Source organism: Aquibacillus saliphilus, from assembly GCF_020404745.1.
In the GTDB taxonomy this organism is placed as follows: domain Bacteria; phylum Bacillota; class Bacilli; order Bacillales; family Amphibacillaceae; genus Aquibacillus; species Aquibacillus saliphilus.
This window is the reverse complement of the sequence record NZ_JAIZAP010000001.1, coordinates 330,151-356,693: the sequence shown is the minus strand read 5'-3', so window position 1 is coordinate 356,693 and position 26,543 is coordinate 330,151. Positions and strand designations below refer to the sequence as shown.

Sequence of the window (26,543 nt, the reverse complement as noted above, 5' to 3'; positions counted from 1 at the left end):
TCGCTATTATCACTTAAATCTCTTTGAACCATCTAAGTTCTAAGTGATGGATATAGCAACGGTTAATCGATTCTCTAAAAAAAATACGAAAAAAGAAACCTGGTAATTGTTACCTGGTTTCTTTTTCGTTACAATTACATTTAGGAGATGAAAAAAGGATAGATATGCTTAGATTTTGAAATGCTATACATATACTTAGTTTAGGGAGGATCTTTGATGCAGGCGATAGAAGAAAAATTGTATAAAGAGAATGGGTATAATTTACACCTTATTCAAAGCAAGAAGTACAAAACAATAAATATAGTTGTGAAGTTCAAAACACCCTTAGAAAAAGAAACAATTACAAAGAGAGCACTACTGAATTATGTTTTACAACAAGGGACAAAGACTCACACTAATGCTAGAGAGTTACGGACAGCTTTAGATGATTTATATGGAGCAGTTCTAAGTATTGACGGTGGGAAAAAAGGCGAAAGTCATATTATGACTGTTCGTATGGAAATAGCGAATGAAAAATACTTATCATCAAATGATGACATTATTGAGCAGGCAATGAATTTGATGAATGAGATTATTTTCCATCCTAAAACGGAAAATGACCAGTTTGATTCAAAAATAGTTGCAAGAGAAAAGCAAACATTGAAGCAGAAGATGGAATCAATCGTTGATGATAAAATGAGCTATGCTAATATGCGCCTTATCGATGAAATGTGTAACGACGAACCATATCACCTTCATGTTCATGGTTATCCTGAAGACTTGGATTCGATTACTGCAGCCAACCTTTTTGAGTACTACCAAAGTCTGTTAGTTAATGATCAAATGGATATTTATGTTCTAGGTGATATTGAAGGGAAAAGTATAAATAAGCTAGCACAATCGAAATTCTCTCGTGAGCAATCAGTAAATAAAGTTCCACAACAGATTAAAACAAAGAAAATTGCGAAGATAAAAGAGGTTAAAGATGAACAAGTTGTTCAGCAAGCTAAATTGCATTTAGGATACCGTACTAACATTCTCTTCAAAGACCCAGAGTATTTTGCTTTGCAAGTATTTAATGGAATGTTCGGTGGGTTTCCGAGTTCTAAACTTTTTATGAATGTTAGGGAAAAACACAGTCTTGCATATTACGCTGCCTCACGCATTGAAAGCCATAAAGGATTATTATTTGTATTTAGTGGAATTGATCCTAATGATTATCACAAAGCCAAAGATATTATCCTTGAGCAAATGGAGTTAATGAAACAAGGTGACTTTACTGAGGAGCAAGTAGAGGAAATAAAAAATATGGTTGTTAATCAAATGCTAGAAACAATGGACCACCCACAGGGATTAATCGAGTTACTATACCATCAAATTCTAGCAGATACTCAAATAAAACCAGACCAAATGATTGAAAAAATAAAACAAGTAAAAAAAGACGACCTTCTTAAAATAGGAGAAAAAATAGAGTTAGATACTGTCTATTTTCTAACTAATAAAGGAGGAAATGAAAATGAAAAAAACTAACTATGAACAATTAAAAGAAGTTGTGTACTCCGAGAAATTGGACAATGGATTGAGTGTATTTCTTTTACCAAAAAAAGAAATGGCTAAAACATTCGGTATTTTTTCTACTGATTATGGTTCAATTGATCAGACATTTGTTCCGATAGGACAGGAAGAACCTATTACTGTACCTGACGGGATTGCTCATTTTCTCGAGCATAAACTATTTGAAAAAGAAGATCGAGACGTGTTCCAAGATTTTACCAAGCGAGGCGCATCAGCGAATGCTTTTACGTCTTTCACAAAAACAGCCTATCTATTCTCTGCAACGAGTAGTATTGAGGAAAATATGCAAACTTTACTTGATTTCGTTCAAGATCCTTATTTTTCGGAGCAATCCGTAGAAAAAGAAAAGGGGATTATTGGTCAAGAAATTACAATGTATGATGACCAACCAGATTGGCGTTCATTTTTTGGTACGATTCAAAGTTTATATCAAAATCATCCAGTTCAAATTGATATAGCAGGAACAATTGATTCGATAGCTGAAATTACAAAGGATGACTTGTACACTTGTTACAATACCTTTTACCACCCATCTAATATGAGTGTATTTGTCGCTGGAAATTTCGAACCCGAATCAATGATGAAATTAATAAAAGACAATCAAAGTAAAAAAGAGTTTCCAGTTATGAGTGATATTGATAGAAGCTTTCCAGATGAGCCGGTTGAAGTAGCTAAAAAGAAACATGTCATAGAGATGCCGGTTTCAGTGTCTAAATGCTTGGTAGGAATTAAAGAGAACGTAAAGGATGACAGTACAGAAGCATTTTTGAAAAAGGATCTTCTTGTCGATATGCTTTTGGATCACTTTTTCTCAAAAAGTGGTGAATTTTATCAAGAATTGTATGATAAAGACTTAATTGATAATAGCTTTAGCTTTGAATCAAATTTAGAAAGGAATTTCGGTTTTTCTATACTAGGTGGAAATACGCAAAAGCCTGATCAACTTGCGGAAGAGATTAAAGGGATGCTATTAAAATTGAAAGACTTTTCTTTGAATGAGGAACAATTCGAAAGAATAAAACGAAAAAAAATTGGTCACTTATTAAGAGCAATGAATTCTTTAGAATTCATCTCTACACAATTTGTTCATTATAATCTTTTAGGAATTGACTTATTTGAAGTAGTACCGGCAATTGAAAAGCTGAGTGTTGAAGAGGCCAACAATTTTCTCCATCAGTGGATTGATGAAGAAAGAATTGCTGTCTGCCAAGTAATTCCTTCAAAAGGGTGATCCTATGGGAGGAAATTGTCTTATAACAGGAGCAAGCGGCGAAATTGGTGGTGCAATTGCAGAAAAACTCGCATCTGAAGGTTATACGCTTATTCTCCATTATCATCAAAATAGACAACAAATCGAACGATTATTGGACAAATTACCAAAAGAGTCTGTTATTGATGTTATTCATGGTGATCTGACTACTAATAATGGAATTAATTCTTTTTTAAGTAATATTCACTATTCTGTTGATCATTTAATATTTGCAAGTGGTAGAAGTGAATATGGTTTATTTCAGGATATTTCGGAAGCTTCTATGGATGAAATGCTATCTTTACATGTGAAATCTACGTGGTTAATAGCTAAACAATTAATACCTGGTATGGTTCGCAATAATAAAGGAAGTATCATTGTCATTTCCTCCATATGGGGGGATATAGGAGCAAGCTGCGAGGTTGTCTATTCTTCAGTTAAGGGAGCACAAAATAGTTTCATCAAAGCATTAGCTAAAGAGCTTGCTTCATCAGGTATCTCTGTAAATGGTGTAAGCCCAGGATATATTGAAACAAAAATGAACCAGTTTCTGAGCGAAATAGAAAAAAAAGAAATCATTGATGAAATTCCCATGAACCGAGCTGGTCAACCTAGTGAAGTTGCTCACGCTGTATCCTTTTTACTTGATGAGAAATCAAGTTATATTCAAGGGGAAATAATTAATATTAACGGTGCATGGTAGGATAAAACCCTTCTTCATTCATGTATAAAGTTCTATAAATTTCAAATGCTATTAGTGTAAGTTGAATGAAGGAGGAATATAAAATGTCTGTTCTCGATAATTTTGAATCATGGAAAGATTTCCTTGGCGATCGTTTGCATCAGGCACAAGGTCAAGGAATGAGTCAGCAAGCTATTACTGAAATAGCTTATGATATTGGTGGTTATCTATCCAACCAAGTAGATGCTAAAAATGAGCAAGAGGCAGTGTTGCGCGAATTGTGGAGTGTTGCAAACAAAGATGAGCAACACACAATTGCAAACATGATGGTAAAACTTGTGCAAGACGAAGGCACAGGTAAATAAGTTTACTCCTTAATATTATTAATACAAAACCCTTGTTTCTTACTTAAAAACAAGGGTTTTGTATTGTATTTCTAATTAATTTTATAATTAATTTATTAAGCGATTGTCATCCACATATAGTTTGAGTCGGGCTATTCCGGCTATATGTGGATAAATTTTAAAAAACAGTATTATAAATTTGAATAATTCAATAAAAAATGTTGAATTTGTTCTATATATTACGAATATTGTCTTTTCTAAAACCATAAAATCATTTATGATAATATATAAGTGGGCTACATTGGAAATATTACGTTTAAAGGGGTTTTTGTTGTGGAAAAGACAGAATGGTACCTTGAATATGAAATTCAGCATAATAGACCAGGCCTACTAGGTGATATTTCTTCTTTATTAGGAATGCTTTCAATAAACATTATAACGATAAATGGAGTAGAAAATTCTAGAAGAGGAATGTTGTTACTCTCGAGGAAAGACGAACAAATTCTCCGCTTAAAATCAATCTTAAATACAATGGATACGATTAATGTCACAAAATTAAGGAAACCTAAACTAAGAGATCGTATGGCGGTAAGACACGGTCGATACATACACAGTGACATTGATGATAAAAAGACATTTCGATTTGTGCGTAGCGAATTAGGATTGTTAGTTGATTTTATGGCGGAATTATATAAAAAAGATGGTCATAAACTAATTGGTATAAGAGGGATGCCTCGCGTAGGTAAGACTGAATCAATTGTTGCCGCTAGCGTTTGTGCCAATAAACGTTGGTTATTTGTATCAAGCACTTTACTAAAACAAACAATTCGTAATCAACTAATTAAAGATGAATACAATGTCGATAATCTGTATATTATAGATGGAATTGTTTCTACGAGGCGGGCTAGTGAAAAGCACTGGGAACTTGTTAGAGAAATCATGCGCCTACCAGCTACGAAAGTAGTTGAACATCCAGATATTTTTGTTCAACAAACAGAATACAAAATGGATGATTTTGACTATATCATTGAACTTAGAACTGAGAGTGACGAAGAGATTAGATATGATCCAATTGATAAACCTGAACTTAACCAACAAGATGGATTTTCTATGTTTGATTTTTGAAAAATGGATGGTGTTATAAATGGAAATAGGAGAAAGACTAAAAGAAGCCAGGGAGTTAAAACAATTATCTTTAGATGATATACAAAAAGTAACTAAAATCCAAAAAAGATATTTACAAGCAATTGAAAAAAGTAACTTTAGTGTAATGCCCGGGAATTTTTATGTTAGAGCATTTATTAAAGAATATGCAACAGCTGTAGAGTTAGATCCAGAACAGCTGATTGAAGAACATCAGGATGAACTACCATCTACCAGTGATGAAAGTTCGATACAATACACTCGGGTACAGCGAAGTAGAAAAGATACAACACCGGCAAAAAGCCCAGCCATTTTTTCATTTTTACCGACTGCTATTGTAGTACTATTAATTGTAGGTATAGTATTTGCGGTATGGTATTTTAATAAAGAATCCCAAGCAGATGACTCCAATGAACCTGTACAAACTGAAGATATTGGTAATGATGAAGTCAGGTTACCTCCTGATGAAGCAGAAAACGACGATTCTGGGTCTAATGGAGATGAAGAGACCTCAACTAACGATAATGAAGAATCTGAGGAAGAGACAACCCAGGATGAACCTGAACCAACATTAACACTAGTTGATCAAGGAAATGGTGAACAAACATATGACCTTGAGAATGCAACCGATGAATTATTGCTAACACTTAAATCGGATAGTGAGCATTGGCTAGAAATTAAGAATGGAGAGGGAGCAAGCTTTTATGAAGACATGTTTTATGCCGATCAGACACCTTATGAATTAGATTTGACAGGAGAAGAGCGAATTTATTTAAGATTTGGTAATCCCAGAGAACTAGATATCACAATTAATGGTGTATCGCTGGAATTACCTGATGACATAGAACCTACTACACCACAAAATGTTTGGATAAATGTACAAAATAGTGCAGAATAGTATGAAGTACTTTTTTTCTAAAACCCTTCTCATCCTAGGATGGGAAGGGTTTGAATTGCGTTAGACTGTTATATAAAGACATGGAGGGACTATAAATGAATATACCAAACAGAATTACAATCTCGAGAATATTATTAATACCAATTTTCATAATTTTATTAGCTGTTCCTTTTAACTGGGGCGTGTGGAATATTGGTGAACAAGACTTACCCGTATCCCACTTCGTTGCTGCATTATTATTTATCATTGCTTCAGCTACAGATTGGGTTGACGGATACTATGCTAGGAAACATAACCTTGTTACAAATTTAGGTAAGTTTTTGGATCCAATGGCCGATAAGTTACTAGTGTCAGCAGCTTTTATACTCTTAGTTGAAATGGGCCTTGCTCCAGCCTGGGTAGTCATCGTAATTATTAGTAGAGAATTTGCTGTTACTGGATTACGTCTTGTCGCTGCAGGTGAAGGAATTGTTTTAGCTGCAGGTCAAATGGGTAAGTTGAAAACAGTATTGCAGATTGTGTCCATTGCTGCTCTATTATTACATAATTATCCTTTCTCCTATTTCGGAATTCCCTTTGCAATTATTGCACTTTATAGTGCATTAATTATTACTGTGATTTCAGGATATGATTACTTTGTGAAAAATTGGCACGTAATGAGGGATTCAAAATGAGTGATTATAAAACAGAAATTATTGCAGTTGGAACAGAGTTGTTACTCGGACAAATAGCTAATACAAACGCCCAATGGCTTTCAGAACAGTTAGCTGATAATGGAATGAATGTGTTTTATCATGCTGTAGTTGGAGATAATTTGGAACGAGTTAAGGATACCTTTCAATTAGCTAGTGAGCGTTCAGATATTATATTTGTAACTGGAGGTTTAGGTCCTACAGATGACGATTTAACACGTGAAGCATTTCAAGCTTTAACAAATAAAACATTGAAAGAGGACAAATCGTCGCTCAATAAAATCACAAGCTATTTCGAAAAATCTAAACGTCAAATGACGCCAAATAACCGGAAGCAGGCATTAGTTTTTAGTGAAGCAAAGGTATTAGCAAATAGCGCTGGTATGGCTCCAGGTATGATTATAAAACATAACCAATCGATATGGGTATTTATGCCAGGTGTTCCTAGAGAAATGAAAGCAATAACTACCGAACAGGTGATACCATACTTGAAGGAAACATTACAATTGAATACAGTAATTCAATCACGGATGCTTCGTTTTATAGGCATTGGTGAATCACAAATCGAACATGAATTGAAATCATTAATAGATTCTCAAAAAAATCCTACGATCGCACCCTTAGCTTCAGAAGGTGAAGTTGCTATACGGGTAACTTCTAAAGCCGCAAACAAGCAACAAGCAGATGAGTTAATTAATAAAACAGAAAGCAAAATTTTGAAGAAGGTCGGCAAGTATTTCTATGGCTATGATCAAGATTCAATTAAAGAAAAGGTTTATCAACTACTAAAATCTAAAAAACTGACAATAGCTACAGCTGAAAGCTTAACAGGTGGTAGCTTTTCTGAATCTATTGTTTCAATTAATGGAGCGTCTGAAGTGTTTATGGGTGGAATTGTTTGTTATTCTAAGGAAGCCAAAGAAAACATGTTAAATGTATCCTCTGAGACAATAAAAACGTATGGAACTGTTAGTCAAAAATGCGCTTCAGAAATGGCGTTAAATGTAAAACAGAAATTAAATGCAAATATTGGTATAAGTTTTACAGGAGTTGCTGGACCTAACTCCTTAGAGGGAAAACCTGTTGGAACAGTAATTATAGCTATTTGTGATTCTTTTAATAAATCAACGATCCAAGAATATCACTTTCAAGGCAATCGAGAAATGATTAGGAATAGAAGTGTGAAAAAAGGATTTGAACTACTCCGAGATATATTGTTTGAGTCATAATCATACATTGAAGCTTTAGAAATTTGTGTGATTTGGTAAATATCTTATTAACATATTAAAATTGCGAAAGTTAACTATATTTTTTATCTAAATATATAAATTGTCTATAAGAAAAATCAATTTTCACTACAAAAGATGGTATAATTACAAGGGAACATTTATTCGCTTTTCGCTTGTTAAATCTCAAAAAACAAGTTATGATAGAAATAGTTTAATATACGAGGGGGAAATATAAATTGAGCGATCGTAAACAAGCCTTAGATATGGCGTTGAAACAAATAGAAAAACAATTTGGTAAAGGTTCAATTATGAAACTAGGAGACCGAGCAGAGCAACGGATTGCAACAGTATCAAGCGGATCGTTGGCATTAGATGTAGCTTTAGGTGTTGGTGGATATCCAAGAGGACGTGTAGTTGAAATATATGGTCCAGAATCATCCGGTAAAACAACTGTTGCACTTCACGCAATTGCGGAAGCACAAAGACAAGGTGGACAAGCGGCCTTCATCGATGCTGAACACGCACTTGATCCTATTTACGCTAGAAATTTAGGTGTAAACGTTGATGAACTACTTTTATCTCAACCTGATACTGGAGAACAAGCGTTAGAAATTGCTGAAGCACTTGTACGTAGTGGTGCAGTTGATATAGTAGTTGTTGACTCTGTTGCAGCTTTAGTGCCAAAAGCAGAGATTGAAGGCGAAATGGGAGATGCTCACGTTGGCTTACAAGCTCGTTTGATGTCACAGGCACTTAGAAAACTATCTGGTGCAATATATAAATCAAGTACTACTGCTGTCTTTATTAACCAAATTCGTGAGAAAGTGGGAGTTATGTTTGGTAGTCCCGAAACAACTCCTGGTGGACGAGCTCTTAAGTTTTATGCATCTGTTAGACTCGATATTCGTCGCGCAGAAACATTAAAACAAGGAAATGACATGATTGGGAATAGAACAAGAATAAAAGTAGTCAAAAATAAAGTGGCACCACCTTTTAAACAAGCTGAAGTTGATATCATGTATGGAGAAGGTATTTCTAGAGAAGGTGAAATTCTTGATATTGCCTCAGACTTGGATATTGTTCTAAAAAGTGGTGCTTGGTATTCTTATAATGAAGAGCGTTTGGGTCAAGGAAGAGAAAATTCAAAACAATTTTTGAAAGAAAATAAGGAAGTTATGGAAACAATTTATAATGCGGTTAGAGCTCATTATAATATGGACGTAGTAGAAGATACTAAAGAAAAAGAGAAATCAAAAAATGGCAAAGGTAAATCTAAAACTGAAAAAGAAACACAAGAAACATTGGATATGAAATAAAAAGTAACGGCATGGAAAATCTCCCATGCCGTTACTTTTTATTTAATGAATTTTTCTTAACTAGTATTAGATTATTAATGTAGTAGTGTGAAGTTATAGGATATCTATGCTTAAGTATCATAATTAAAATTGACAGCTTTTCGACAACTAATTAGTTAATTATTAATTCTTTTCCAATAAATATCAGAAAAATTTACATAATTACTACATAAAATTGACGTTTCCTTGACATTATATACCCTCGAGATTAAAATTAATGTGTATAATATTATTATTCATTATACATTCTTTGTTAAAACCTAGATTAATTTAAAGTAAGAATGTAGATGCCGACTTAAATTGATTGTACAAGTTTATAGCAAGAGGAGGTGAAACCATGGAAATAGTTACCTTAATCATCTCCATTTTGCTTACCCTTATCGTCGGTATTGTTGTTGGTTATCTAATTCGTAAATCTATTGCAGAAAAGAAAATTTCTAGTGCAGAGGACTTGGCAAAACAAATAGTAGAAGAAGGGCATCGTAATGCAGAAGTTTCTAAAAAAGAGGCTCTTCTAGAAGCTAAAGATGAAAATCACAAACTTCGACAACAGGCAGATCAAGAACTTCGAGAGAGAAGAACAGAGATTCAGAAGCAAGAAGGCCGTCTGATGCAAAAAGAAGAAAATCTGGACCGTAAGGATGAAACGCTCGATAAGCGTGAGCTCGTGTTAGAGAAAAAAGAAAGTTCGCTAACAGAAAAACAACAACAAATTGAAGAAACGGAAAGCAAAGTGGGAGTTATGTTAAGCGAGCAGCAAGTTGAACTAGAGCGCATTTCAGGTTACACTTCTGACCAAGCAAAACAAATAATTTTAGAACGAGTTGAAAAAGAAGTAAGCCACGAATCTGCACTTATGATAAAAGAAGCAGAAAATCGTGCGAAAGAAGAAGCGGATAAGAAAGCAAAAAGTATCCTATCTCTTGCTTTACAGCGTTGTGCCGCCGATCATGTTGCTGAAACAACCGTGTCTGTTGTAAATCTTCCAAATGATGAAATGAAAGGCCGGATTATAGGTCGTGAGGGTCGTAATATCCGAACACTTGAGACATTAACTGGCATTGATTTAATCATAGATGATACACCAGAGGCTGTAATCTTATCAGGATTTGATCCTATAAGAAGAGAAACAGCTCGCATCGCCTTAGAAAAGTTGGTTCAAGATGGACGAATTCACCCTGCGCGGATTGAAGAAATGGTAGACAAATCAAGACGCGAAGTTGATGAGTATATTCGTGAAGTTGGAGAGGAAACAACGTTTGAAGTGGGTGTACATGGTCTACATCCAGACTTGGTGAAGATACTAGGTCGCTTAAAATATCGTACAAGCTATGGTCAGAATGTATTGAAACATTCAACTGAAGTTGCGTATCTTTCCGGTCTACTTGCTGCTGAACTGGGTGAAGATCAAACCCTCGCAAAAAGAGCCGGCTTGCTGCACGATATCGGAAAGGCTATTGATCATGAAGTGGAAGGTAGTCACGTGGAAATAGGTAAGGAATTGGCAACAAAATACAAAGAAAATGATGTTGTCATTAATTCAATTGCTTCCCACCACGGTGATGAAGAACCTACTTCGATAATAGCTGTTCTTGTTGCTGCTGCTGATGCATTGTCTGCAGCGCGACCTGGAGCTAGAAGTGAAACATTGGAAAATTATATTAAGCGTCTTGAGAAGTTAGAGGAAATCTCTGAATCTTATGAAGGCGTCGAGAAATCTTTTGCAATTCAAGCGGGTCGTGAAGTTCGAATCATGGTAAAACCTGATGAAATTGATGATCTTGAATCATTACGAATTGCTAGAGAAATCAGAAAAAGAATTGAAGATGAATTGGACTATCCAGGCCATATTAAAGTAACAGTTATTCGTGAAACGCGAGCAGTAGAATATGCGAAATAAAGCGACCATTTGGTCGCTTTATTTTTTTGCGAGGATACTATTTAGGTACTGCACCATTTTGACTTTTAAGATTATATATGTAAAACTGAACGTAATTTAACAGATGGGACTGTAAACAATGAAAATATTATTTATTGGAGATATCGTTGGATCTCCTGGACGAGATATGGTACAAAACTATTTACCGAAATTGAAACAAAAATATCAACCACATGTAACAATTGTAAACGGCGAAAACGCTGCCTCTGGTAAAGGAATAACTGAGAAAATTTATAAACAGTTGTTAGAATGGGGTGCACAAGCTATTACAATGGGAAATCACACATGGGACAAAAAAGAACTTTTTGAATTTATAGATAATGCACCATATATGGTGCGTCCCGCAAACTTCCCAGAAGGTACACCAGGAAAGGGTCTAGTATTCATTAAATCTAACGGACTTGAGCTTGCGGTGATTAATTTGCAAGGGAGAACATTTTTACCACCTCTAGATGATCCATTTCGTGTAGTAGATGAATTAATAGATGAGGCCAAAAAACGTACTAATCTTATTTTTGTAGATTTTCATGCAGAAGCTACTAGTGAGAAACAAGCAATGGGCTGGTATTTGGATGGCAGAGTCACTGCGGTCGTAGGAACACACACACATACACAAACAGCGGATGAAAGAATTTTACCAATGGGAACTGGATACATAACTGATGTCGGAATGACAGGTCCATATGATGGAATACTCGGTACCGATAGAGAAGCAGTTATAAAGAGATTCTTAACTAATCTTCCTGTTCGATTTGAAGTTAAGAAAGAAGGAAGAACTCAACTAAATGCTTTTTTAGTTGATGTTGATAATCAATCGGGAAGGACGAAAAAAGTCGAAAGAGTTCTAATTAATGATGATCATCCATTTTTTGGCTGAATAATTGAATTTTTCGAAAAATTAGTTCATAATAAAAGGGAATATCTATCAACTCCAAGAATATAGTAAAAGTGGAATAACTTTCATTTTAGTAAACTAAGGAGGTACTAGTAATGGATATATTAAAAGTTTCAGCCAAATCGAATCCTAACTCAGTAGCAGGAGCACTTGCAAACGTACTTAGAGAACGAGGCTCAGCGGAAATTCAGGCGATCGGTGCTGGTGCAATAAACCAGTCCGTAAAGGCAGTAGCTATCGCACGAGGATTTGTTGCCCCAAGTGGAGTTGACTTAATTTGTATTCCAGCTTTTACAGATATTATGATTGATAATGAAGAACGAACTGCAATTAAATTTATTATTGAACCAAGGTAATCAAAATATTCACTGTTTGCTCTAAGCAAACAGTTTTTTTTTTTGAAAAAATCTTAAGGGGGTATATTATAATGATAATTGATGGACATTGTGACGCGCTTTTAAAACTATGGTCAAAAAATATATTATTTCATTCTAGCGATGAATTACAAGTTAATTACATGAAATGGAAAAAAAGTTCTGTAAAAATACAATGTTTTGCCATTTTTGTACCGGACGATGTTCCTGATGAACTTCAGTTTCAAGTTGCACTTGAAATGGTTGATATTTTTTTCAAACAAATAATAGAGCCCTATGATGAAGTCAAATTTATTTCTTCAAAAAATGATATGTTGTCTTTAAAGGAAAACGAAAAAGGTGCGATGTTAACACTGGAGGGTTGTCATCCCATCGGTAAAGACCTAAACAAACTAAGAACGTTAATTCGTTTAGGAGTTAGGATAGTTGGTTTAACCTGGAATCAAGCCAATGCAGTGAGCGATGGTATTGGAGAAAAAAGGGGAGCAGGATTAAGTGAATTTGGCAAGGAAGTAGTGCTATTGCTTAATCAAGAACGTATATGGACAGATCTATCACATATTTCTTACCGAGGTTTTTTTGATGTAATCAAACTAGCAACCTATCCGATGGCTTCACATTCTAATGCCTATTCTATCAACGCACACCGAAGAAACCTTGATGATAAGCAAATTCGAGCATTGATTGAAAATGATGGCTGGATTGGAGTGACATTCGTGCCAAGTTTTCTAAATGACCAAAAAACCGCAAAGGTAAAAGATGTAATTCAACATCTTAATTACTTCTTGAAAAGTGGTGCTGAAAACTGTCTAGGTCTCGGTTCAGATTTCGATGGTACAGTAAGATTTGTTGACGGTCTTTATGACTATTTAGATTATGATATGTTTATAACTGAATGTCATAACAATTTTCCAACCGATACGATTGTAAAAATTAGTTATCAGAATTTTTTAAATAAATTTCCGCGCAACTAGTTAGTTTAGATATGACAATAGCAAATTTAGCATTTCTTTGTATTTGTTAGAAATCTGCCATATAATAAACAAGTAATGTCTTTATTTTACTATTAGTCTTTTGATATAATGTAAAATTGGAGAAGAGTTTCAATTAAAGTGCTGGTTAACTCTTTGATATAGTAACGTATCTCAGTTAGAATAGCTAGATTAGACCGAAAGGAGATTCCGTGTACATGAACGAAGAACAACGGAAACAAGCCAATCAAATCAAACAGGTAGATCCAACAGACATAAAATCTGATGCGGATTCAAACCTAGAACGAATTCAACATATAGACTCTGATGAACTGATAGGTAAGTATTTTCAAGCAACATATGAACCACCAAACTTAAAAAAAGCAAAAAAACGTAAACGAGAAGATGTTAAAGTACATTATGATTTTAGTATTCCTGAGGAAATGAAATCAATTGGAAAAGATAAAAAGTTCCTTATCCGTACTTATGGTTGCCAAATGAATGCTCACGATACCGAAGTTATGGCAGGGCTCTTGACTGACATGGGGTACGAATCAACAGATGATACGAACGAAGCTGATGTTATTCTATTAAATACATGTGCGATTCGTGAAAATGCTGAAAACAAAGTATTTGGTGAAATTGGACATTTGAAACCATTAAAATTAGAAAAGCCTGATTTAATTGTAGGCGTATGTGGATGTATGTCTCAAGAGGAATCAGTTGTTAACAAGATTCTAAAGAAACATCCATTTATCGATATGATTTTTGGTACACATAACATTCACCGTTTACCAAGTCTGTTAAAAGAGGCTATGTTTAGTAAAGCAATGGTAATGGAAGTTTGGTCAAAAGAAGGCGACATCATTGAAAACCTACCTAAAGTACGTAAAGGAAAGATAAAAGGTTGGGTTAACATTATGTACGGTTGCGATAAATTCTGTACGTATTGTATTGTACCGTACACTCGTGGAAAAGAGCGAAGCCGTATGCCTGAAGATATTATACAAGAAGTTCGTCAGTTAGCAGCAGCGGGATATAAAGAAATTACTTTGCTTGGCCAAAACGTTAATGCCTATGGAAAAGACTTAGACATGAAGTACGGTTTAGGTGATTTAATGGAAGAAATCAGTAAAATTGATATTCCAAGAGTTCGTTTTACAACATCACACCCTAGAGATTTTGATGATCGTTTAATTGAAGTGCTTTCTAAAGGTGGAAATTTACTAGATCATATCCATTTGCCAGTTCAATCTGGAAGTTCAGAAGTACTTAGAGTTATGGCCCGTAGATATACACGAGAAGAATATTTAAAGCTTGTTGATAAAATTAGAAAAGCAATGCCAAATACTACTCTAACTACTGATATTATCGTCGGTTTCCCTAACGAGTCTGATGAGCAATTCGAGGAAACGATGACATTAATGGAAGAGGTTGGATTCGAAAGTGCTTATACTTATATTTATTCCCCAAGAGAGGGCACTCCTTCTGCAAAATGGGAAGATAACATCCCGATGGAAGTAAAGAAAGAACGGCTCCAACGCTTAAATGCACTGGTTAATAAACAGTCTGCTGAAGCAATGCAAAAATATGAAGGACAAACGGTGAAAGTTCTTGTTGAAGGTGAAAGCAAGAAAAATCCTGATGTTCTGTCTGGTTATACTGAAAGAAATAAGATGGTTAATTTTAAAGCACCAAAGTCAGTGATTGGTAAAATTATAGATGTTAAAATAACAAAAGCGAAAACCTGGTCTCTTGATGGAGAATTGGTTAAAGAAGCTGTTGAGGTGAATTAATATGGCAGAATATACGCGTAAACAAGTTGTAGAGGAAGCAAATAAGTTAGCAAAAATGATGGCTAGTACCGATGAGATCGATCGATTCAAGCAAATAGAAGCCAAGTTAAATGAGAATCAAAAGATTCAAGCGTTGATTAAAAAGATGAAAGCTTTGCAAAAACAAGCAGTTAACTTTCAAGCGTATGGAAAACAAGAGGCATTGAAAAAAGTTGAAGCTGAAATTGATCGCATTCAAGATGAAATCGATGAAATCCCAATCGTACAAGAATTTAAAGACTCACAGGTTGTTATCAATGACATCCTTCAATTAGTATCAAATACAATCGCTAGAGAAGTAACAAACGAAGTAATTCGTTCGACTAACGGAGACATTCTAGCAGGAGAAACTGGATCTAAAGTAGGTCGCAGTTCTTGTGGACATTAAAGCGTTAATTTGAACCAAAGACTGACTTAAGGTGAATTTCAAACCAATAAGTCAGTCTTTTTTGTGGGAAAATCCAGTGTTCACTTGACAACAATAAAAGTCACTCATTTTTAAAAAACGAACTTGGTGTTTTGTAAAAAGCTGATTATTAGAAGTTTTTCCATAATATTCGTACATTTTTTTAGGCTTTCGCATAGGATGAACTAGAACCTTTGCTGGTCTACCCAAAAGAGAATTACAAAAAGTAGTATGCACTTTAGGTAGATGCCATGCATAAAATGACTATGAAAAAAGAGGAGGTTTTAGTTCTTATGTCTTTTCTTGATCAAGACTATCGAGAAATAATTACAAAAGCTGTCATTGGTAAAGGGCGTAAATTCACTCAGGATACAAATACAATCACACCATCACATAGACCTTCCAGCATTCTTGGTTGCTGGGTCATCAATCACCTATACAATGCCAAGAAAAAGGGAGACGACATTGTAGAAGTGAATGGTAGTTATGACGTGAATATTTGGTATTCTTACAACGACAATACTAAAACGGAGGTTGTTACTGAGCGAGTCAATTACACGGATCACATCAAGCTTTCTGTTAGAGATGAACAGACACTTGGTGATGAAGTAGAAGTTTACGCAAAAGTTATTCAACAACCGAATTGCTTAGAATGTAAGATTGCCAATCAAGATCATAAGATTGTTGTGGAAGTAGAAAGAGAGTTTCTTGTTGAGGTAATCGGTGAGACAAAAGTTACAGTTAGAGTTGATCCTAACGGAGTTGTAAGTGATGATGACGATTGGGATTTTGAGTTATCTGACGATGAGTTTGAAGATGTTGATCCTGATTTCTTAGCTAATGTAGAAGAAGAATAATGACAAAAGATATTATATGAGGTTTCGGGTGCAAATTAGCAATTCTGATTTGCGCTCTTTTTTATTATTTAGAGTACAATGTCAAATACTTTTTTTAAAGGAAATTATAAAATGGCCTGCTGTGGATAATTAATTTCTATGTTACCCACGTCCGGCTCCGGCGACCACCTCGTCTTTAGGTCTTAATACAATCCTCTATGTTGAAAAGAATGCATGCTGAAGCTTGTCTTATTGCCCTAAGGTGATTACAAAGGGAGGTAACTTAGAATAGTCTTCTAAATAATAAGCGCCCTTATTATTTCAATGGTAACCTCCTTCTTTATCTAAAATTTCTTGAATTTACATAATCGTATCAATCAAAATTGATAGCATTCGTATGCTATAATGATAGAAATAAATCTCGTACGTGCTGGAGGATATATTATGGCTACATATACACCAATGATACAACAATACTTAAAAGTCAAAGCCGATTACAAAGATTGTTTTCTTTTTTTTCGCTTAGGTGATTTTTATGAAATGTTTTTTGACGATGCTGTCTCTGCATCAAGAGAACTCGAAATAACACTTACAAGTAGAGATGGTGGAAGTGAGGACCGGATTCCTATGTGCGGAATTCCATACCATTCTGCTGCGAATTACATAAAAAATTTAGTTGAAAAGGGTTATAAAGTTGCAATATGTGAACAAGTTGAAGATCCTAAGACTGCAAAAGGTGTTGTCAAACGAGAGGTTGTTCAGCTAATAACACCTGGTACTGTAATGGAAGGTAACATGTTAGATGAGAAAGAAAATAATTACCTTGCAAGTATTACTAGTTTCAAAGATGAAACATATGTTATTTCTTATAACGATTTATCGACAGGAGAAAATAGCATAGCTACAATATCAAATGGATGGACTGCTGTTCTTAGCGAGTTATTTAATCGCCCAGTCAAGGAGATTGTTGTTTCGGTTGATCTCGCGAAGGAACTTCAAACTGAATTACGAGAGCGACTGCAGGTAACTCTTTCGTATCATGAGCAAACTGAAATTGATGATAATTTCAAACATTTGCTTTCTAATTTAGAGGATGAAAAAGAAATCAAAGCATTTGGGAGATTGTTTAACTATATTCAAAAAACACAAAAAAGAACACTTGACCATCTTAAGCCAGCTCAGTTGATCGAGCTAAAGCAATACATGTCACTAGATATGTATTCAAAACGTAATTTAGAGCTTACAGAAACAATTATGCGTAAAGGGAAACAAGGAAGCTTATTATGGGTAATTGACCAAACAGTAACAGCTATGGGATCTAGAATGTTAAAAAAATGGGTAGAGCGTCCATTATTAAACAAAACACTACTTGAAAAGCGGTTTAATATTGTCGATGGATTTTTGGAACAGTTTTTTGAACGAGAAACTATTCGTGAGTCATTAAAGTCGATATATGATTTAGAGCGACTTTCTGGACGAGTAGCATTTGGAAATGTAAATGCAAGAGATTTAAATCAATTGAAACTTTCTATAAGTAAAATACCTGATCTTAAAGAGCAATTAATTAATTTTACGAGCAAAAATGTACAAGAACTTAGTAAGAATATCAACCCCCTAGATGATTTATTCATCCTTCTTGACAATAGCCTGATAGAAGATCCACCGATAACTATTAAAGAGGGTGGAATTATCAAAGACGGCTATAACAGCAGATTAGATGATTACAGACATGCTTCTAGAAACGGCAAAAAGTGGATAGCAGAGTTAGAGCAAAAAGAAAAGAAAGAAACAAACATTAGGTCATTAAAAATTGGTTATAATCGTGTTTTTGGCTATTATATAGAAGTTACCAGAGCAAACCTTCATCTCTTGCCAGAAGGGAAATATGAACGTAAACAAACGCTTACCAATGCTGAAAGATACATTACACCTGAATTAAAAGAAAAAGAATCATTAATCCTTGAAGCGGAAGAAAAAAGTGTCGATTTGGAGCATCAGTTATTTATTGATTTACGTGAGCAAGTCAAAGCATATATTCCTAAATTACAGGAATTAGCTGACATTATTAGTGAAATAGATGTATTACAAGGTTTTGCAACTGTAAGTGAATTAAATAGGTATAATCGACCAGAATTTAATGATAAAAGAGATGTATCTATTAGACAGGGAAGACATCCCGTGATAGAAAAGGTAATGAAAAATGACTCTTTTGTTCCAAATGATGTTCAATTGCCTGAAGATACAAATATTTTGCTAATAACAGGGCCGAATATGTCTGGTAAAAGCACCTATATGAGACAATTAGCGCTTACGGGCATTATGGCTCAAATCGGTTGTTTTGTACCATGTGAATCTGCTGAATTACCGATTTTTGATCAAATTTTCACTAGGATTGGCGCTGCAGATGATTTAGTTTCTGGTCAAAGTACTTTTATGGTAGAAATGTTGGAAGCAAATCACGCTATAAGTCATGCAACACAGAATAGCTTAATCTTATTTGATGAAATAGGTCGTGGAACTAGTACATATGATGGGATGGCCTTAGCTCAAGCGATTATTGAATATTTACATGAAAATGTTCAGGCGAAAACGTTATTTTCAACCCATTATCATGAGTTAACTAGTATGGAGGAAACTCTAAATAAATTAAAAAATATTCATGTTCGTGCCGAGGAACACGAAGGAAATGTTGTTTTTCTACATCAGATTCAAGAAGGCGCAGCCGATCAAAGCTATGGTATCCATGTTGCTAAATTAGCTGAACTTCCATTACCACTAATCGATCGTGCTACGAAAATATTGAATCAATTTGAAAGTCAACCAACTAAAAAACAGGTTAGCATAGCAAAAGATGATGATGCACAGCTCTCTTTTTTTGCAACTCAAGATAAAGTATCCAAAAGTGGAATAACAAAATCAGAAAATAAACTTGTTCAAGAATTAAAGAATTTAAATATTATGGAAATGACACCAATGCAGGCGATGAATGAATTGTACGAGTTACAGAAGAAAGTTAAAGATAAGCAGGGAGGGGTCAAATAAGTGAAGATTTTTCAAATGCCTGATTCGCTAGCAAACAAAATTGCAGCAGGTGAGGTGGTTGAGCGCCCCGCATCTGTAGTAAAAGAATTAGTCGAAAATAGTATTGATGCGAACAGTACATGGGTGAAGGTAGAAGTATTAGAAGCTGGCTTGCAACAAATCAAGATTATTGATGATGGAGATGGCATGTCTGAGGAAGATTGTGAACGTGCTTTCTTTCGCCATGCTACTAGTAAAATAAAAAATGAAAATGACTTATTCCACGTCAAAACTTTAGGTTTTAGAGGTGAGGCTTTAGCAAGTATTGCAGCTGTTAGTAGGCTGACAATAAAAACATCGACTGGTGAACATGCAGGTACCTTGCTTGAATTAGAAGGTGGTAAGGTTACCCGTAGATCAAAAAGTGATGCAAGACAGGGTAGCGAAATTACCGTGGATGATATATTTTTCAACACTCCTGCCCGGTTAAAGTATATGAAAACTATCCATACAGAGTTGGGTCATATTACTGATATATTAAATCGGATGGCACTCTCACATCCTAATATACGTTTTGAAGTCAGTCACAATGGCAAACAATTATTTAAGTCCTCAGGTCGAGGAGACTTACTTCAAATTATTGCTCAAGTATATGGCATGGGAATCGCCAAGAAAATGATACCAGTTGAGCATAAAACCCTTGATTTTTCTATTGCTGGTTATATTGCTAAACCTGAAATTACACGTGCATCTAGAAACTACATATCTACCATTATTAATGGCAGGTATATTAGAAGTATCCCATTAAACAAAGCAATTTTAAGCGGGTATCACACTTTATTGCCAATCGGAAGAAGTCCACTTGTTGCATTAACTATTGAAATGGATCCTATATTAGTGGATGTTAACGTTCATCCTGCAAAGTTAGAAGTTCGTTTTAGTAAAGAGAGAGAATTATTTGAGGCTGTAGAAACAACCATTAAACAAGCTTTCAGAAAAGAAACATTAATACCCTCGGTCAAACAGCCAAAAAAACAAAAGGAACAGAGTTCACAGCATTCTTTTGATTTTTACGAAACAAATAAGAGAAATCCTGTATATAATAGCTTCTCTTATCAAAATCAGGTATTAGAAACAAGTGACGATAAGCAAATTGAGCAAGATGCATTTAAAACTACTCAAAATGCAATAATAAGTAACGAATACTCTGAATTTGATATCGAATCATTTCGTGAACAAGAGTCCGTAAAAACTGACAATCAAGACGATGAGAATGATCATCAAAATTCTACAGAACGGATTCCCGTAATGTACCCAATAGGGCAACATCATGGAACATATATCTTAGCGCAAAATGAGAATGGCTTATTCATTATTGATCAACACGCAGCACAAGAACGTATTAAATATGAATTTTTCAGGGATAGAATTGGAGAAGTTGCCAATGAAATACAAGAGCTATTACTTCCTATTACTTTTGATTTTTCAAAACAAGAAGCACTATTAGTAGAACAATATCAAGAAGAACTTAAAAAGGTAGGATTGTTTTTTGAAGCTTTCGGACAACAAAGCTATGCGATAAGGTCACATCCTCAGTGGTTCCCAAAGGGGTTTGAACAAGAAGTCATACACGAGATTGTTGAACAAGTAATTGCCTTAGAAAAAGTAGACATCTACAAAATAAGAGAAGAAGCTGCCATTTTAATGTCCTGTAAACGATCAATTAAGGCGAATCATTATCTTAATAACAATGATATGTTTCGCTTACTTGAAGATTTAAGAAACTCGACAGACCCATTCACTTGTCCGCACGGGCGTCCTATCATTATTCATTACTCCACATACGAAATGGAAAAGATGTTTAAGCGAATTATGTAAATCGGGGTAACGAGCTTGGTAATAATTACAAGTGAAAATTAGATCATCAGTAAATGTGCCCTCAAAAAGGGTATAAAATAAAGCACCTAGCTAAAGAATAGTACAAATGAATTAAGGAAAGGTTAGGTGCTTTATGCCAGAAAATCAAAAATTAGTTAATTTTCTAAACCAAGAATTATCAAACTTTGCAGTCTTATACATCAAACTTCATCGTTATCATTGGTTCGTTCAAGGTAGACATTTCTTTAAGTTACATGAAGTGTTTGAGGATTTATATAATGAAGCTGCTCAAGATTTAGATGAAGTAGCGGAGCGAATCCTAGCGATTGATGGCAAACCTCTTGCCACCATGCATAAATTCATCAAAGAAACTACCCTACAAGAGGCGCAAGCTGATGATAAAGAAAATGAAATTATTAACCAACTATCTGAAGATTATAGAACGATGATTAATGAAATAAAAGAGACAGGAATACCATTAGCTGAAGAGATTAATGATCAACCTACATCAGATTTATTAAATGATATTCGCGGGAGATTCGAAAAACATGTATGGATGCTAAGAGCGTATATTGCATTTGAATAACCTGTACAAGGCTGATAATTAATTATCAGCCTTGTTTTTTGGTTTAGATTGAATTGCGAAATAATATTAATGGTGTATAATGGAAAAACAATCAAATGAAATTAGTAATGTTTTATTGGATAATAATAAAAAACAGAGGATATCGTATGAAACAAACAGTTGTAGGAGTTGTAGGACCAACTGGAGTTGGCAAAACAGCTTTAAGTATTGAAATAGCAAAATCGTTTAATGGTGAAATAATTAGTGGCGACTCTATGCAAATCTATAAAGGGATGGACATTGGTACGGCTAAGGTTACTGAAGAGGAGAAAGAAGGAGTTCCTCACCACCTGCTTAATATAAAAAATCCCGATGAGTCTTTTTCAGTAGCGGATTTTCAAAAAAACGTTCGTCAAAAAATACAGCTAATAAGTAAAAACAACCATTTACCTATCATTGCAGGTGGAACAGGACTATACGTGCAAGCAGCATTGTTTGGTTATAATTTTGCTGAGGAAAAAAGAGACGAATCCTACCAAAATAAAATTGAAAAACAAATTGATGTCGATGGAATTGACGTTGTCTATCAACGATTGAAAAAAATTGATCCAGCCCAAGCTGATAAAATACATCCTAATAATGTTCGAAGGGTTATTAGAGCCTTAGAGGTGTACGATAGAACCGGCATGACCATGACAGAGTATCACCTGAGGCAACGGGTTGATAATCCATATCGTCCAATACTAATCGGGCTTGAAATGGATAGAGAGCTACTGTATAAGAGGATTAATAATCGTGTTGACATAATGCTAGAGCAAGGCCTATTAGAAGAAGTGAAATATTTCTATGAATTAGGCCTAGAAGATGCTCAATCCATGAAGGCAATCGGTTATAAAGAATTTATTCCTTATTTTAAAGGGGAACAGTCGTTTGAAATATGCGTTGAACTATTAAAACGTAACTCAAGAAGGTATGCCAAAAGACAGTACACGTGGTTTAAAAATAAAATGGATGTCGACTGGTATTCGATTACATTAGACACTAAAAATGAAAAATTTGAAATTATTTTAAACGATCTTGCAGGAAAGCTTGAAAAAAAATAGAAATAATAACTACAGATAGAAAAGGGAGGAAAGTAACATGTCTCAATCCGTTAATATCCAAGATCAATATCTAAATCAGCTACGAAAAGATCGAATACAGGTGACTGTGTTTTTGACAAATGGTTTTCAGTTAAGGGGAACGGTGAAAGCCTTTGATAATTTTACAGTTCTTTTTGACACTGATGGTAAACAGCAATTAATTTTCAAACACGCTATTTCGACTTTTGCTCCGGCAAAGAACGTTACATTAGAGAAGGAATAGTAAAAAAAGGACGCAAATTTTTGCGTCCTTTTTTCTATTTTTAATATAAAAAAACAATTAATGGGCATATGTCACAAACTTACTTGTTGATACGTATAATGAGATGAGTAAGGGGTGGTGACGTGGATTCTCAAGTATCATTCAAAAAAAATGGTCAAATTAATATTGTATTGCATGAAAGAGAAAACATTATTATTGAAAATGATGCACATGTAAAGGATGAAGGTAAGGACCCATTCTATAGGATTGATCAGGAATTTTCTTCTTTTATTGGAATGAACCGCCTAAAAGAAACGATTAAAGAAATATATGCGAACATAGAAATTAATCAAAAACGAGAGCAAGTTGGTTTGAAAACACAAAATCAAGTGCTCCACATGCTTTTTAAGGGTAATCCAGGTACAGGAAAAACAACAATAGCTAGAAAACTTGCTAAAGCATTCTATGAAATGAACGTAATCTCTAAGGGACACTTTATTGAAGCAGAACGGGCAGATCTCGTCGGGGAGTATATCGGCCATACAGCTCAAAAAACTAGAGAATTGGTCGAGAAAGCAATGGGGGGTGTGCTGTTTATTGATGAAGCCTACTCATTAGCAAGAGGTGGAGAGAAAGACTTCGGAAAAGAAGCGATAGATACCTTAGTGAAGCATATGGAAGACCACCACAGTGAATTTATCTTAATTCTTGCCGGCTATCCAGCGGAAATGGATCACTTCTTATCACTCAATCCTGGTTTAGCCTCCCGATTTCCAATCGTATTGGATTTTGATGATTATTCGGTTGAACAGTTAATGGAGATTGCCAAACAAATGATGCATGAACGAGAATATCTATTAACAAAGGAAGCCGAATGGAAGTTACGTGATTATCTAATAAAGCAGAAACAGGATTATTATTTGAGAAACTTCTCGAATGCACGATTTGTTCGAAATACAATAGAGAAGTCGGTTAGAAAGCATGCTGTTCGTTTATTGAAGAAAAATAAGTACACAACTGAAGAATTAATGTTAATTACCAAAAGCGATCTAACTTTAGATTAGATAGATATAAATCAAGGCCCTTATACAAAAAGTATGAGGGTCTTGATTTATCAAATAATACATCAGAATTATCTGTATGCTCTTGCACTAAGTTTTCGCTTATGATCTAACATTACATCCACTGATAAGTATTAAAATTATGTCTACATGTAAATTTATCTTACCAGTTTTTTTCATGCGTCATACAATTATTTCCTTGTCTATCAGATGAAGTTAAGCAAAAGCTAACAAGAAAAGGAGGAGTTATATGAAAAAAAGAAAAGGACAAAAGCGTGCGGCAATAACTAATAATAATACACCAAAGGAAAGTCTTCCAGAAGGTGAAGAAATATTTAATCGGAGTAATCACAACCGTCCAAAAGAAGGACCGGGTTCAAAAGGATAGAAAGTGAGGGGTTTTAATGGATGAAGAGAAAAAATCATATTTTTCAAATAAAAAAAATAATGCTGACGGGGATATTAAGAGTATAGAACACCTAATAACTTATCCTGGTCAAGAAGAGTTCAACTTACGGAATGTTAGTTATGCACCTGGGGAGAATAGTTATTTAAGTCAGGAGAATGACAATGAGGAATAGAAATAATGAGAAAGAAGAAAAAAGGGTCCTACAGAAAAAAATCAAAAGGTCAGAACATGAATTTTCTGAAGAATTATCGGATGGTGGAGAAAGAGATAAAATCATCAAAAGTCAATCACCTAAAAATTGTGGGGGACTATAGACAGTAGTTTATGTATTGTGGATTACAAGCAGTTGGACTTTAATTTAGGTTCTAACTGCTTGCTAGTTCGTTTTATCACAATCATTGATTTTGTCACTAGTTGTTGCGGATATTAGATATAATTAAGGAGTATTGATATAATAAGATTTATTAGAAATCAATCGAAGTGTGGTATTGAATTACCAAAATTCGATTGATGATTTTTTTCTAATCAATAGTATCTTTGTTTTACACATTAAAAAGAATAGAAAAACATTTATAATTTAATTGACTCCAAGATAAGAACCATCTTTAGGGAAAGAGGGTAAAGTATGCAGGAAAAAGTTTTAATTGTGGCAGTACATCATCAAAAGCAAGATGAAGAACGATTGCAGTATTCACTTGATGAACTAAAATCATTAACGGAGACAGCCAAAGGAACTGTAATTAAAAATATTACGCAGAAACGCGAACGAATCCATCCTGCTTTATATTTAGGAGAGGGTAAAATTGAAGAGATTAAAGCAGCGGTTGAAGAATTAGAGATCGACTTAGTAATTTCTAATGACGAATTATCAGCAGGACAATTAAGAAACCTAACCGAACGAATAGGTGTTCGTGTAATTGACAGAAGTCAATTAATCCTAGATATATTTGCTCTAAGAGCTAACACGAAGGAAGGAAAACTACAAGTTGAGTTAGCACAATACCAATACATGCTCCCTCGCTTACATGGGCAGGGTGTCGCTTTATCCCGACTTGGAGGAGGGATAGGTACACGTGGTCCTGGTGAAACAAAACTAGAATCAGATAAAAGACACATTCGTAGAAGAATAGATGAGATTAAAAGAAGATTAACAACTGTAGTGAATCAACGTGAACAATATCGTAAACGTAGAAGGGAAAACAGAGCCTTTCAAATAGCGATAGTAGGCTACACAAATGCGGGGAAATCAACCCTATTTAACCGGTTGACCAAAAGTGATTCTCTTGAAGAAAACCAACTTTTCGCGACTTTAGACCCAATGACAAGGCAATTACAACTGCCCTGTGGTTTAGACGCGATTATTACAGATACAGTTGGTTTTATACAAGATCTTCCTACTGCATTGGTTGCTGCTTTTCGTTCAACCTTAGAAGAGGTAACAGAGGCAGATTTTATTTTACATATAGTTGATGCTTCTCATTCTGACCAGGAGCAACATCAGCACACAGTAAATCATTTGCTTACTAGTTTAGAAGCAAACCATATACCAACATTAACAGTCTTTAATAAAAAAGATTTACTTAATGAAGATTTTATTCCTAGTTCTCATCCATCTATTACAATAAGTGCTTATGATTTAAGTGACTTAAACAAAGTAATGTTGAAGATGCAAGAATTGATTAAAGATGAATGGGAAACGTACAATTCATTTATTCCGGCGTCAGACGGGAAGCTATTGCAACAGTTAAATAGCAGTACTATTATTAATGAGCGATATTTTGATGAACCTCTTGAAGGTTATGTGATTCAGGGACATATCGATCCGAAACATCCATTAAGATATTTAGTGAAGGAGCAATAACT

The 26,543-nt window shown here is 34.7% G+C and carries 26 protein-coding genes; all 26 read left to right on the top strand.

The genetic code is table 11. From position 1 onward, the window contains the following. The first annotated feature begins 216 nt into the window (after positions 1-216). The 26 genes from yfmF to hflX all read left to right on the top strand — a co-directional run bounded on the left by yfmF (position 217) and on the right by hflX (position 26,541). Positions 217-1,509: an EF-P 5-aminopentanol modification-associated protein YfmF gene (gene yfmF / locus LD272_RS01905; protein ID WP_226034886.1), complete on the top strand. Its 1,293-nt coding sequence runs from the start codon at positions 217-219 to the stop codon at positions 1,507-1,509. Beyond that, positions 1,496-2,785 carry an EF-P 5-aminopentanol modification-associated protein YfmH gene (yfmH, locus tag LD272_RS01900; protein ID WP_226034885.1) on the top strand — a complete coding sequence of 430 codons (1,290 nt, stop codon included), beginning with the start codon at positions 1,496-1,498 and terminating at the stop codon, positions 2,783-2,785. Before yfmF ends, yfmH begins: the two co-directional genes overlap by 14 nt. Before the next feature lie 4 nt (positions 2,786-2,789). Beyond that, the gene (ymfI, locus tag LD272_RS01895) at positions 2,790-3,506 is read left to right on the top strand and encodes an elongation factor P 5-aminopentanone reductase (RefSeq protein ID WP_226034884.1); all 717 of its coding nucleotides are present in this window, start codon (positions 2,790-2,792) and stop codon (positions 3,504-3,506) included. A gap of 83 nt (positions 3,507-3,589) precedes the next feature. Then, entirely contained in the window at positions 3,590-3,850 is a 261-nt protein-coding gene (locus LD272_RS01890) for a DUF3243 domain-containing protein (RefSeq protein ID WP_226034883.1), read from the top strand. A 312-nt stretch (positions 3,851-4,162) separates the two neighbouring features. Next, positions 4,163-4,954: a DUF3388 domain-containing protein gene (locus tag LD272_RS01885; RefSeq protein ID WP_226034882.1), complete on the top strand. Its 792-nt coding sequence runs from the start codon at positions 4,163-4,165 to the stop codon at positions 4,952-4,954. Positions 4,955-4,973: 19 nt separating this feature from the next. Further along, positions 4,974-5,870 (top strand): helix-turn-helix domain-containing protein, encoded by an 897-nt coding sequence (locus LD272_RS01880; RefSeq protein WP_226034881.1) that lies wholly within the window; start codon positions 4,974-4,976, stop codon positions 5,868-5,870. A 95-nt stretch (positions 5,871-5,965) separates the two neighbouring features. Beyond that, positions 5,966-6,544 carry a CDP-diacylglycerol--glycerol-3-phosphate 3-phosphatidyltransferase gene (gene pgsA, locus LD272_RS01875; RefSeq protein WP_226034880.1) on the top strand — a complete coding sequence of 193 codons (579 nt, stop codon included), beginning with the start codon at positions 5,966-5,968 and terminating at the stop codon, positions 6,542-6,544. Further along, the gene (locus LD272_RS01870) at positions 6,541-7,791 is read left to right on the top strand and encodes a competence/damage-inducible protein A (RefSeq protein WP_226034879.1); all 1,251 of its coding nucleotides are present in this window, start codon (positions 6,541-6,543) and stop codon (positions 7,789-7,791) included. The genes pgsA and LD272_RS01870 overlap by 4 nt, the downstream gene beginning before the upstream one ends. Before the next feature lie 236 nt (positions 7,792-8,027). Then, positions 8,028-9,107, top strand: coding sequence for a recombinase RecA (gene recA / locus LD272_RS01865; RefSeq protein WP_226034878.1), 1,080 nt, complete (start codon positions 8,028-8,030; stop codon positions 9,105-9,107). A gap of 376 nt (positions 9,108-9,483) precedes the next feature. After that, positions 9,484-11,046, top strand: a complete 1,563-nt coding sequence (gene rny, locus LD272_RS01860; RefSeq protein ID WP_226034877.1) for a ribonuclease Y — start codon at positions 9,484-9,486, stop codon at positions 11,044-11,046. Between the two features lie 118 nt (positions 11,047-11,164). Then, the gene (gene ymdB, locus LD272_RS01855) at positions 11,165-11,962 is read left to right on the top strand and encodes a 2',3'-cyclic-nucleotide 2'-phosphodiesterase (protein WP_226034876.1); all 798 of its coding nucleotides are present in this window, start codon (positions 11,165-11,167) and stop codon (positions 11,960-11,962) included. Positions 11,963-12,075: 113 nt separating this feature from the next. Next, positions 12,076-12,336 carry a stage V sporulation protein S gene (locus LD272_RS01850; protein ID WP_153736269.1) on the top strand — a complete coding sequence of 87 codons (261 nt, stop codon included), beginning with the start codon at positions 12,076-12,078 and terminating at the stop codon, positions 12,334-12,336. Between the two features lie 71 nt (positions 12,337-12,407). After that, a complete protein-coding gene (locus LD272_RS01845; RefSeq protein ID WP_226034875.1) occupies positions 12,408-13,328 on the top strand; it encodes a dipeptidase in 921 nt (306 codons plus the stop codon). A gap of 215 nt (positions 13,329-13,543) precedes the next feature. Then, positions 13,544-15,121 carry a tRNA (N6-isopentenyl adenosine(37)-C2)-methylthiotransferase MiaB gene (miaB, locus tag LD272_RS01840; RefSeq protein WP_226034874.1) on the top strand — a complete coding sequence of 526 codons (1,578 nt, stop codon included), beginning with the start codon at positions 13,544-13,546 and terminating at the stop codon, positions 15,119-15,121. Position 15,122: 1 nt separating this feature from the next. Further along, on the top strand, positions 15,123-15,548 hold the full coding sequence (locus tag LD272_RS01835; protein WP_226034873.1) for a YlbF/YmcA family competence regulator: 426 nt from the start codon (positions 15,123-15,125) through the stop codon (positions 15,546-15,548). A 311-nt stretch (positions 15,549-15,859) separates the two neighbouring features. After that, entirely contained in the window at positions 15,860-16,423 is a 564-nt protein-coding gene (gene cotE, locus LD272_RS01830) for an outer spore coat protein CotE (protein ID WP_226034872.1), read from the top strand. A gap of 423 nt (positions 16,424-16,846) precedes the next feature. Beyond that, on the top strand, positions 16,847-19,444 hold the full coding sequence (gene mutS / locus LD272_RS01825) for a DNA mismatch repair protein MutS (protein ID WP_226034871.1): 2,598 nt from the start codon (positions 16,847-16,849) through the stop codon (positions 19,442-19,444). Beyond that, on the top strand, positions 19,445-21,301 hold the full coding sequence (mutL, locus tag LD272_RS01820) for a DNA mismatch repair endonuclease MutL (protein ID WP_369413910.1): 1,857 nt from the start codon (positions 19,445-19,447) through the stop codon (positions 21,299-21,301). A gap of 133 nt (positions 21,302-21,434) precedes the next feature. Next, on the top strand, positions 21,435-21,887 hold the full coding sequence (locus LD272_RS01815) for a Dps family protein (RefSeq protein ID WP_226034870.1): 453 nt from the start codon (positions 21,435-21,437) through the stop codon (positions 21,885-21,887). Positions 21,888-22,033: 146 nt separating this feature from the next. Continuing rightward, positions 22,034-22,969: a tRNA (adenosine(37)-N6)-dimethylallyltransferase MiaA gene (miaA, locus tag LD272_RS01810; protein WP_226034869.1), complete on the top strand. Its 936-nt coding sequence runs from the start codon at positions 22,034-22,036 to the stop codon at positions 22,967-22,969. A 37-nt stretch (positions 22,970-23,006) separates the two neighbouring features. Further along, positions 23,007-23,231, top strand: a complete 225-nt coding sequence (gene hfq, locus LD272_RS01805) for an RNA chaperone Hfq (RefSeq protein WP_226034868.1) — start codon at positions 23,007-23,009, stop codon at positions 23,229-23,231. Positions 23,232-23,353: 122 nt separating this feature from the next. Then, a complete protein-coding gene (gene spoVK / locus LD272_RS01800) occupies positions 23,354-24,274 on the top strand; it encodes a stage V sporulation protein K (protein ID WP_226034867.1) in 921 nt (306 codons plus the stop codon). Positions 24,275-24,521: 247 nt separating this feature from the next. After that, positions 24,522-24,659 carry a protein YkzP gene (ykzP, locus tag LD272_RS01795; protein WP_226035024.1) on the top strand — a complete coding sequence of 46 codons (138 nt, stop codon included), beginning with the start codon at positions 24,522-24,524 and terminating at the stop codon, positions 24,657-24,659. 16 nt (positions 24,660-24,675) lie between these two features. Continuing rightward, positions 24,676-24,852, top strand: a complete 177-nt coding sequence (locus LD272_RS01790; RefSeq protein WP_226034866.1) for a hypothetical protein — start codon at positions 24,676-24,678, stop codon at positions 24,850-24,852. Further along, the gene (locus tag LD272_RS01785; RefSeq protein WP_226034865.1) at positions 24,842-24,994 is read left to right on the top strand and encodes a hypothetical protein; all 153 of its coding nucleotides are present in this window, start codon (positions 24,842-24,844) and stop codon (positions 24,992-24,994) included. The genes LD272_RS01790 and LD272_RS01785 overlap by 11 nt, the downstream gene beginning before the upstream one ends. Positions 24,995-25,305: 311 nt before the next feature. Next, positions 25,306-26,541 (top strand): GTPase HflX, encoded by a 1,236-nt coding sequence (gene hflX, locus LD272_RS01780; RefSeq protein ID WP_226034864.1) that lies wholly within the window; start codon positions 25,306-25,308, stop codon positions 26,539-26,541. Positions 26,542-26,543 lie beyond the last annotated feature (2 nt).

Bases quoted from the DNA above. Each gene is read 5' to 3' on its own strand.
- mutS (WP_226034871.1), top strand. From the start codon at position 16,847: ATGGCTACATATACACCAATGATACAACAATACTTAAAAGTCAAAGCC.
- miaA (WP_226034869.1), top strand. From the start codon at position 22,034: ATGAAACAAACAGTTGTAGGAGTTGTAGGACCAACTGGAGTTGGCAAA.
- yfmF (WP_226034886.1), top strand. From the start codon at position 217: ATGCAGGCGATAGAAGAAAAATTGTATAAAGAGAATGGGTATAATTTA.
- cotE (WP_226034872.1), top strand. From the start codon at position 15,860: ATGTCTTTTCTTGATCAAGACTATCGAGAAATAATTACAAAAGCTGTC.
- LD272_RS01790 (WP_226034866.1), top strand. From the start codon at position 24,676: ATGGATGAAGAGAAAAAATCATATTTTTCAAATAAAAAAAATAATGCT.
- LD272_RS01890 (WP_226034883.1), top strand. From the start codon at position 3,590: ATGTCTGTTCTCGATAATTTTGAATCATGGAAAGATTTCCTTGGCGAT.
- hfq (WP_226034868.1), top strand. From the start codon at position 23,007: ATGTCTCAATCCGTTAATATCCAAGATCAATATCTAAATCAGCTACGA.
- LD272_RS01870 (WP_226034879.1), top strand. From the start codon at position 6,541: ATGAGTGATTATAAAACAGAAATTATTGCAGTTGGAACAGAGTTGTTA.
- miaB (WP_226034874.1), top strand. From the start codon at position 13,544: ATGAACGAAGAACAACGGAAACAAGCCAATCAAATCAAACAGGTAGAT.
- LD272_RS01785 (WP_226034865.1), top strand. From the start codon at position 24,842: ATGAGGAATAGAAATAATGAGAAAGAAGAAAAAAGGGTCCTACAGAAA.
- rny (WP_226034877.1), top strand. From the start codon at position 9,484: ATGGAAATAGTTACCTTAATCATCTCCATTTTGCTTACCCTTATCGTC.
- ymdB (WP_226034876.1), top strand. From the start codon at position 11,165: ATGAAAATATTATTTATTGGAGATATCGTTGGATCTCCTGGACGAGAT.
- ykzP (WP_226035024.1), top strand. From the start codon at position 24,522: ATGAAAAAAAGAAAAGGACAAAAGCGTGCGGCAATAACTAATAATAAT.
- yfmH (WP_226034885.1), top strand. From the start codon at position 1,496: ATGAAAAAAACTAACTATGAACAATTAAAAGAAGTTGTGTACTCCGAG.
- LD272_RS01850 (WP_153736269.1), top strand. From the start codon at position 12,076: ATGGATATATTAAAAGTTTCAGCCAAATCGAATCCTAACTCAGTAGCA.
- LD272_RS01845 (WP_226034875.1), top strand. From the start codon at position 12,408: ATGATAATTGATGGACATTGTGACGCGCTTTTAAAACTATGGTCAAAA.
- pgsA (WP_226034880.1), top strand. From the start codon at position 5,966: ATGAATATACCAAACAGAATTACAATCTCGAGAATATTATTAATACCA.
- ymfI (WP_226034884.1), top strand. From the start codon at position 2,790: ATGGGAGGAAATTGTCTTATAACAGGAGCAAGCGGCGAAATTGGTGGT.
- hflX (WP_226034864.1), top strand. From the start codon at position 25,306: ATGCAGGAAAAAGTTTTAATTGTGGCAGTACATCATCAAAAGCAAGAT.
- LD272_RS01815 (WP_226034870.1), top strand. From the start codon at position 21,435: ATGCCAGAAAATCAAAAATTAGTTAATTTTCTAAACCAAGAATTATCA.
- LD272_RS01835 (WP_226034873.1), top strand. From the start codon at position 15,123: ATGGCAGAATATACGCGTAAACAAGTTGTAGAGGAAGCAAATAAGTTA.
- LD272_RS01880 (WP_226034881.1), top strand. From the start codon at position 4,974: ATGGAAATAGGAGAAAGACTAAAAGAAGCCAGGGAGTTAAAACAATTA.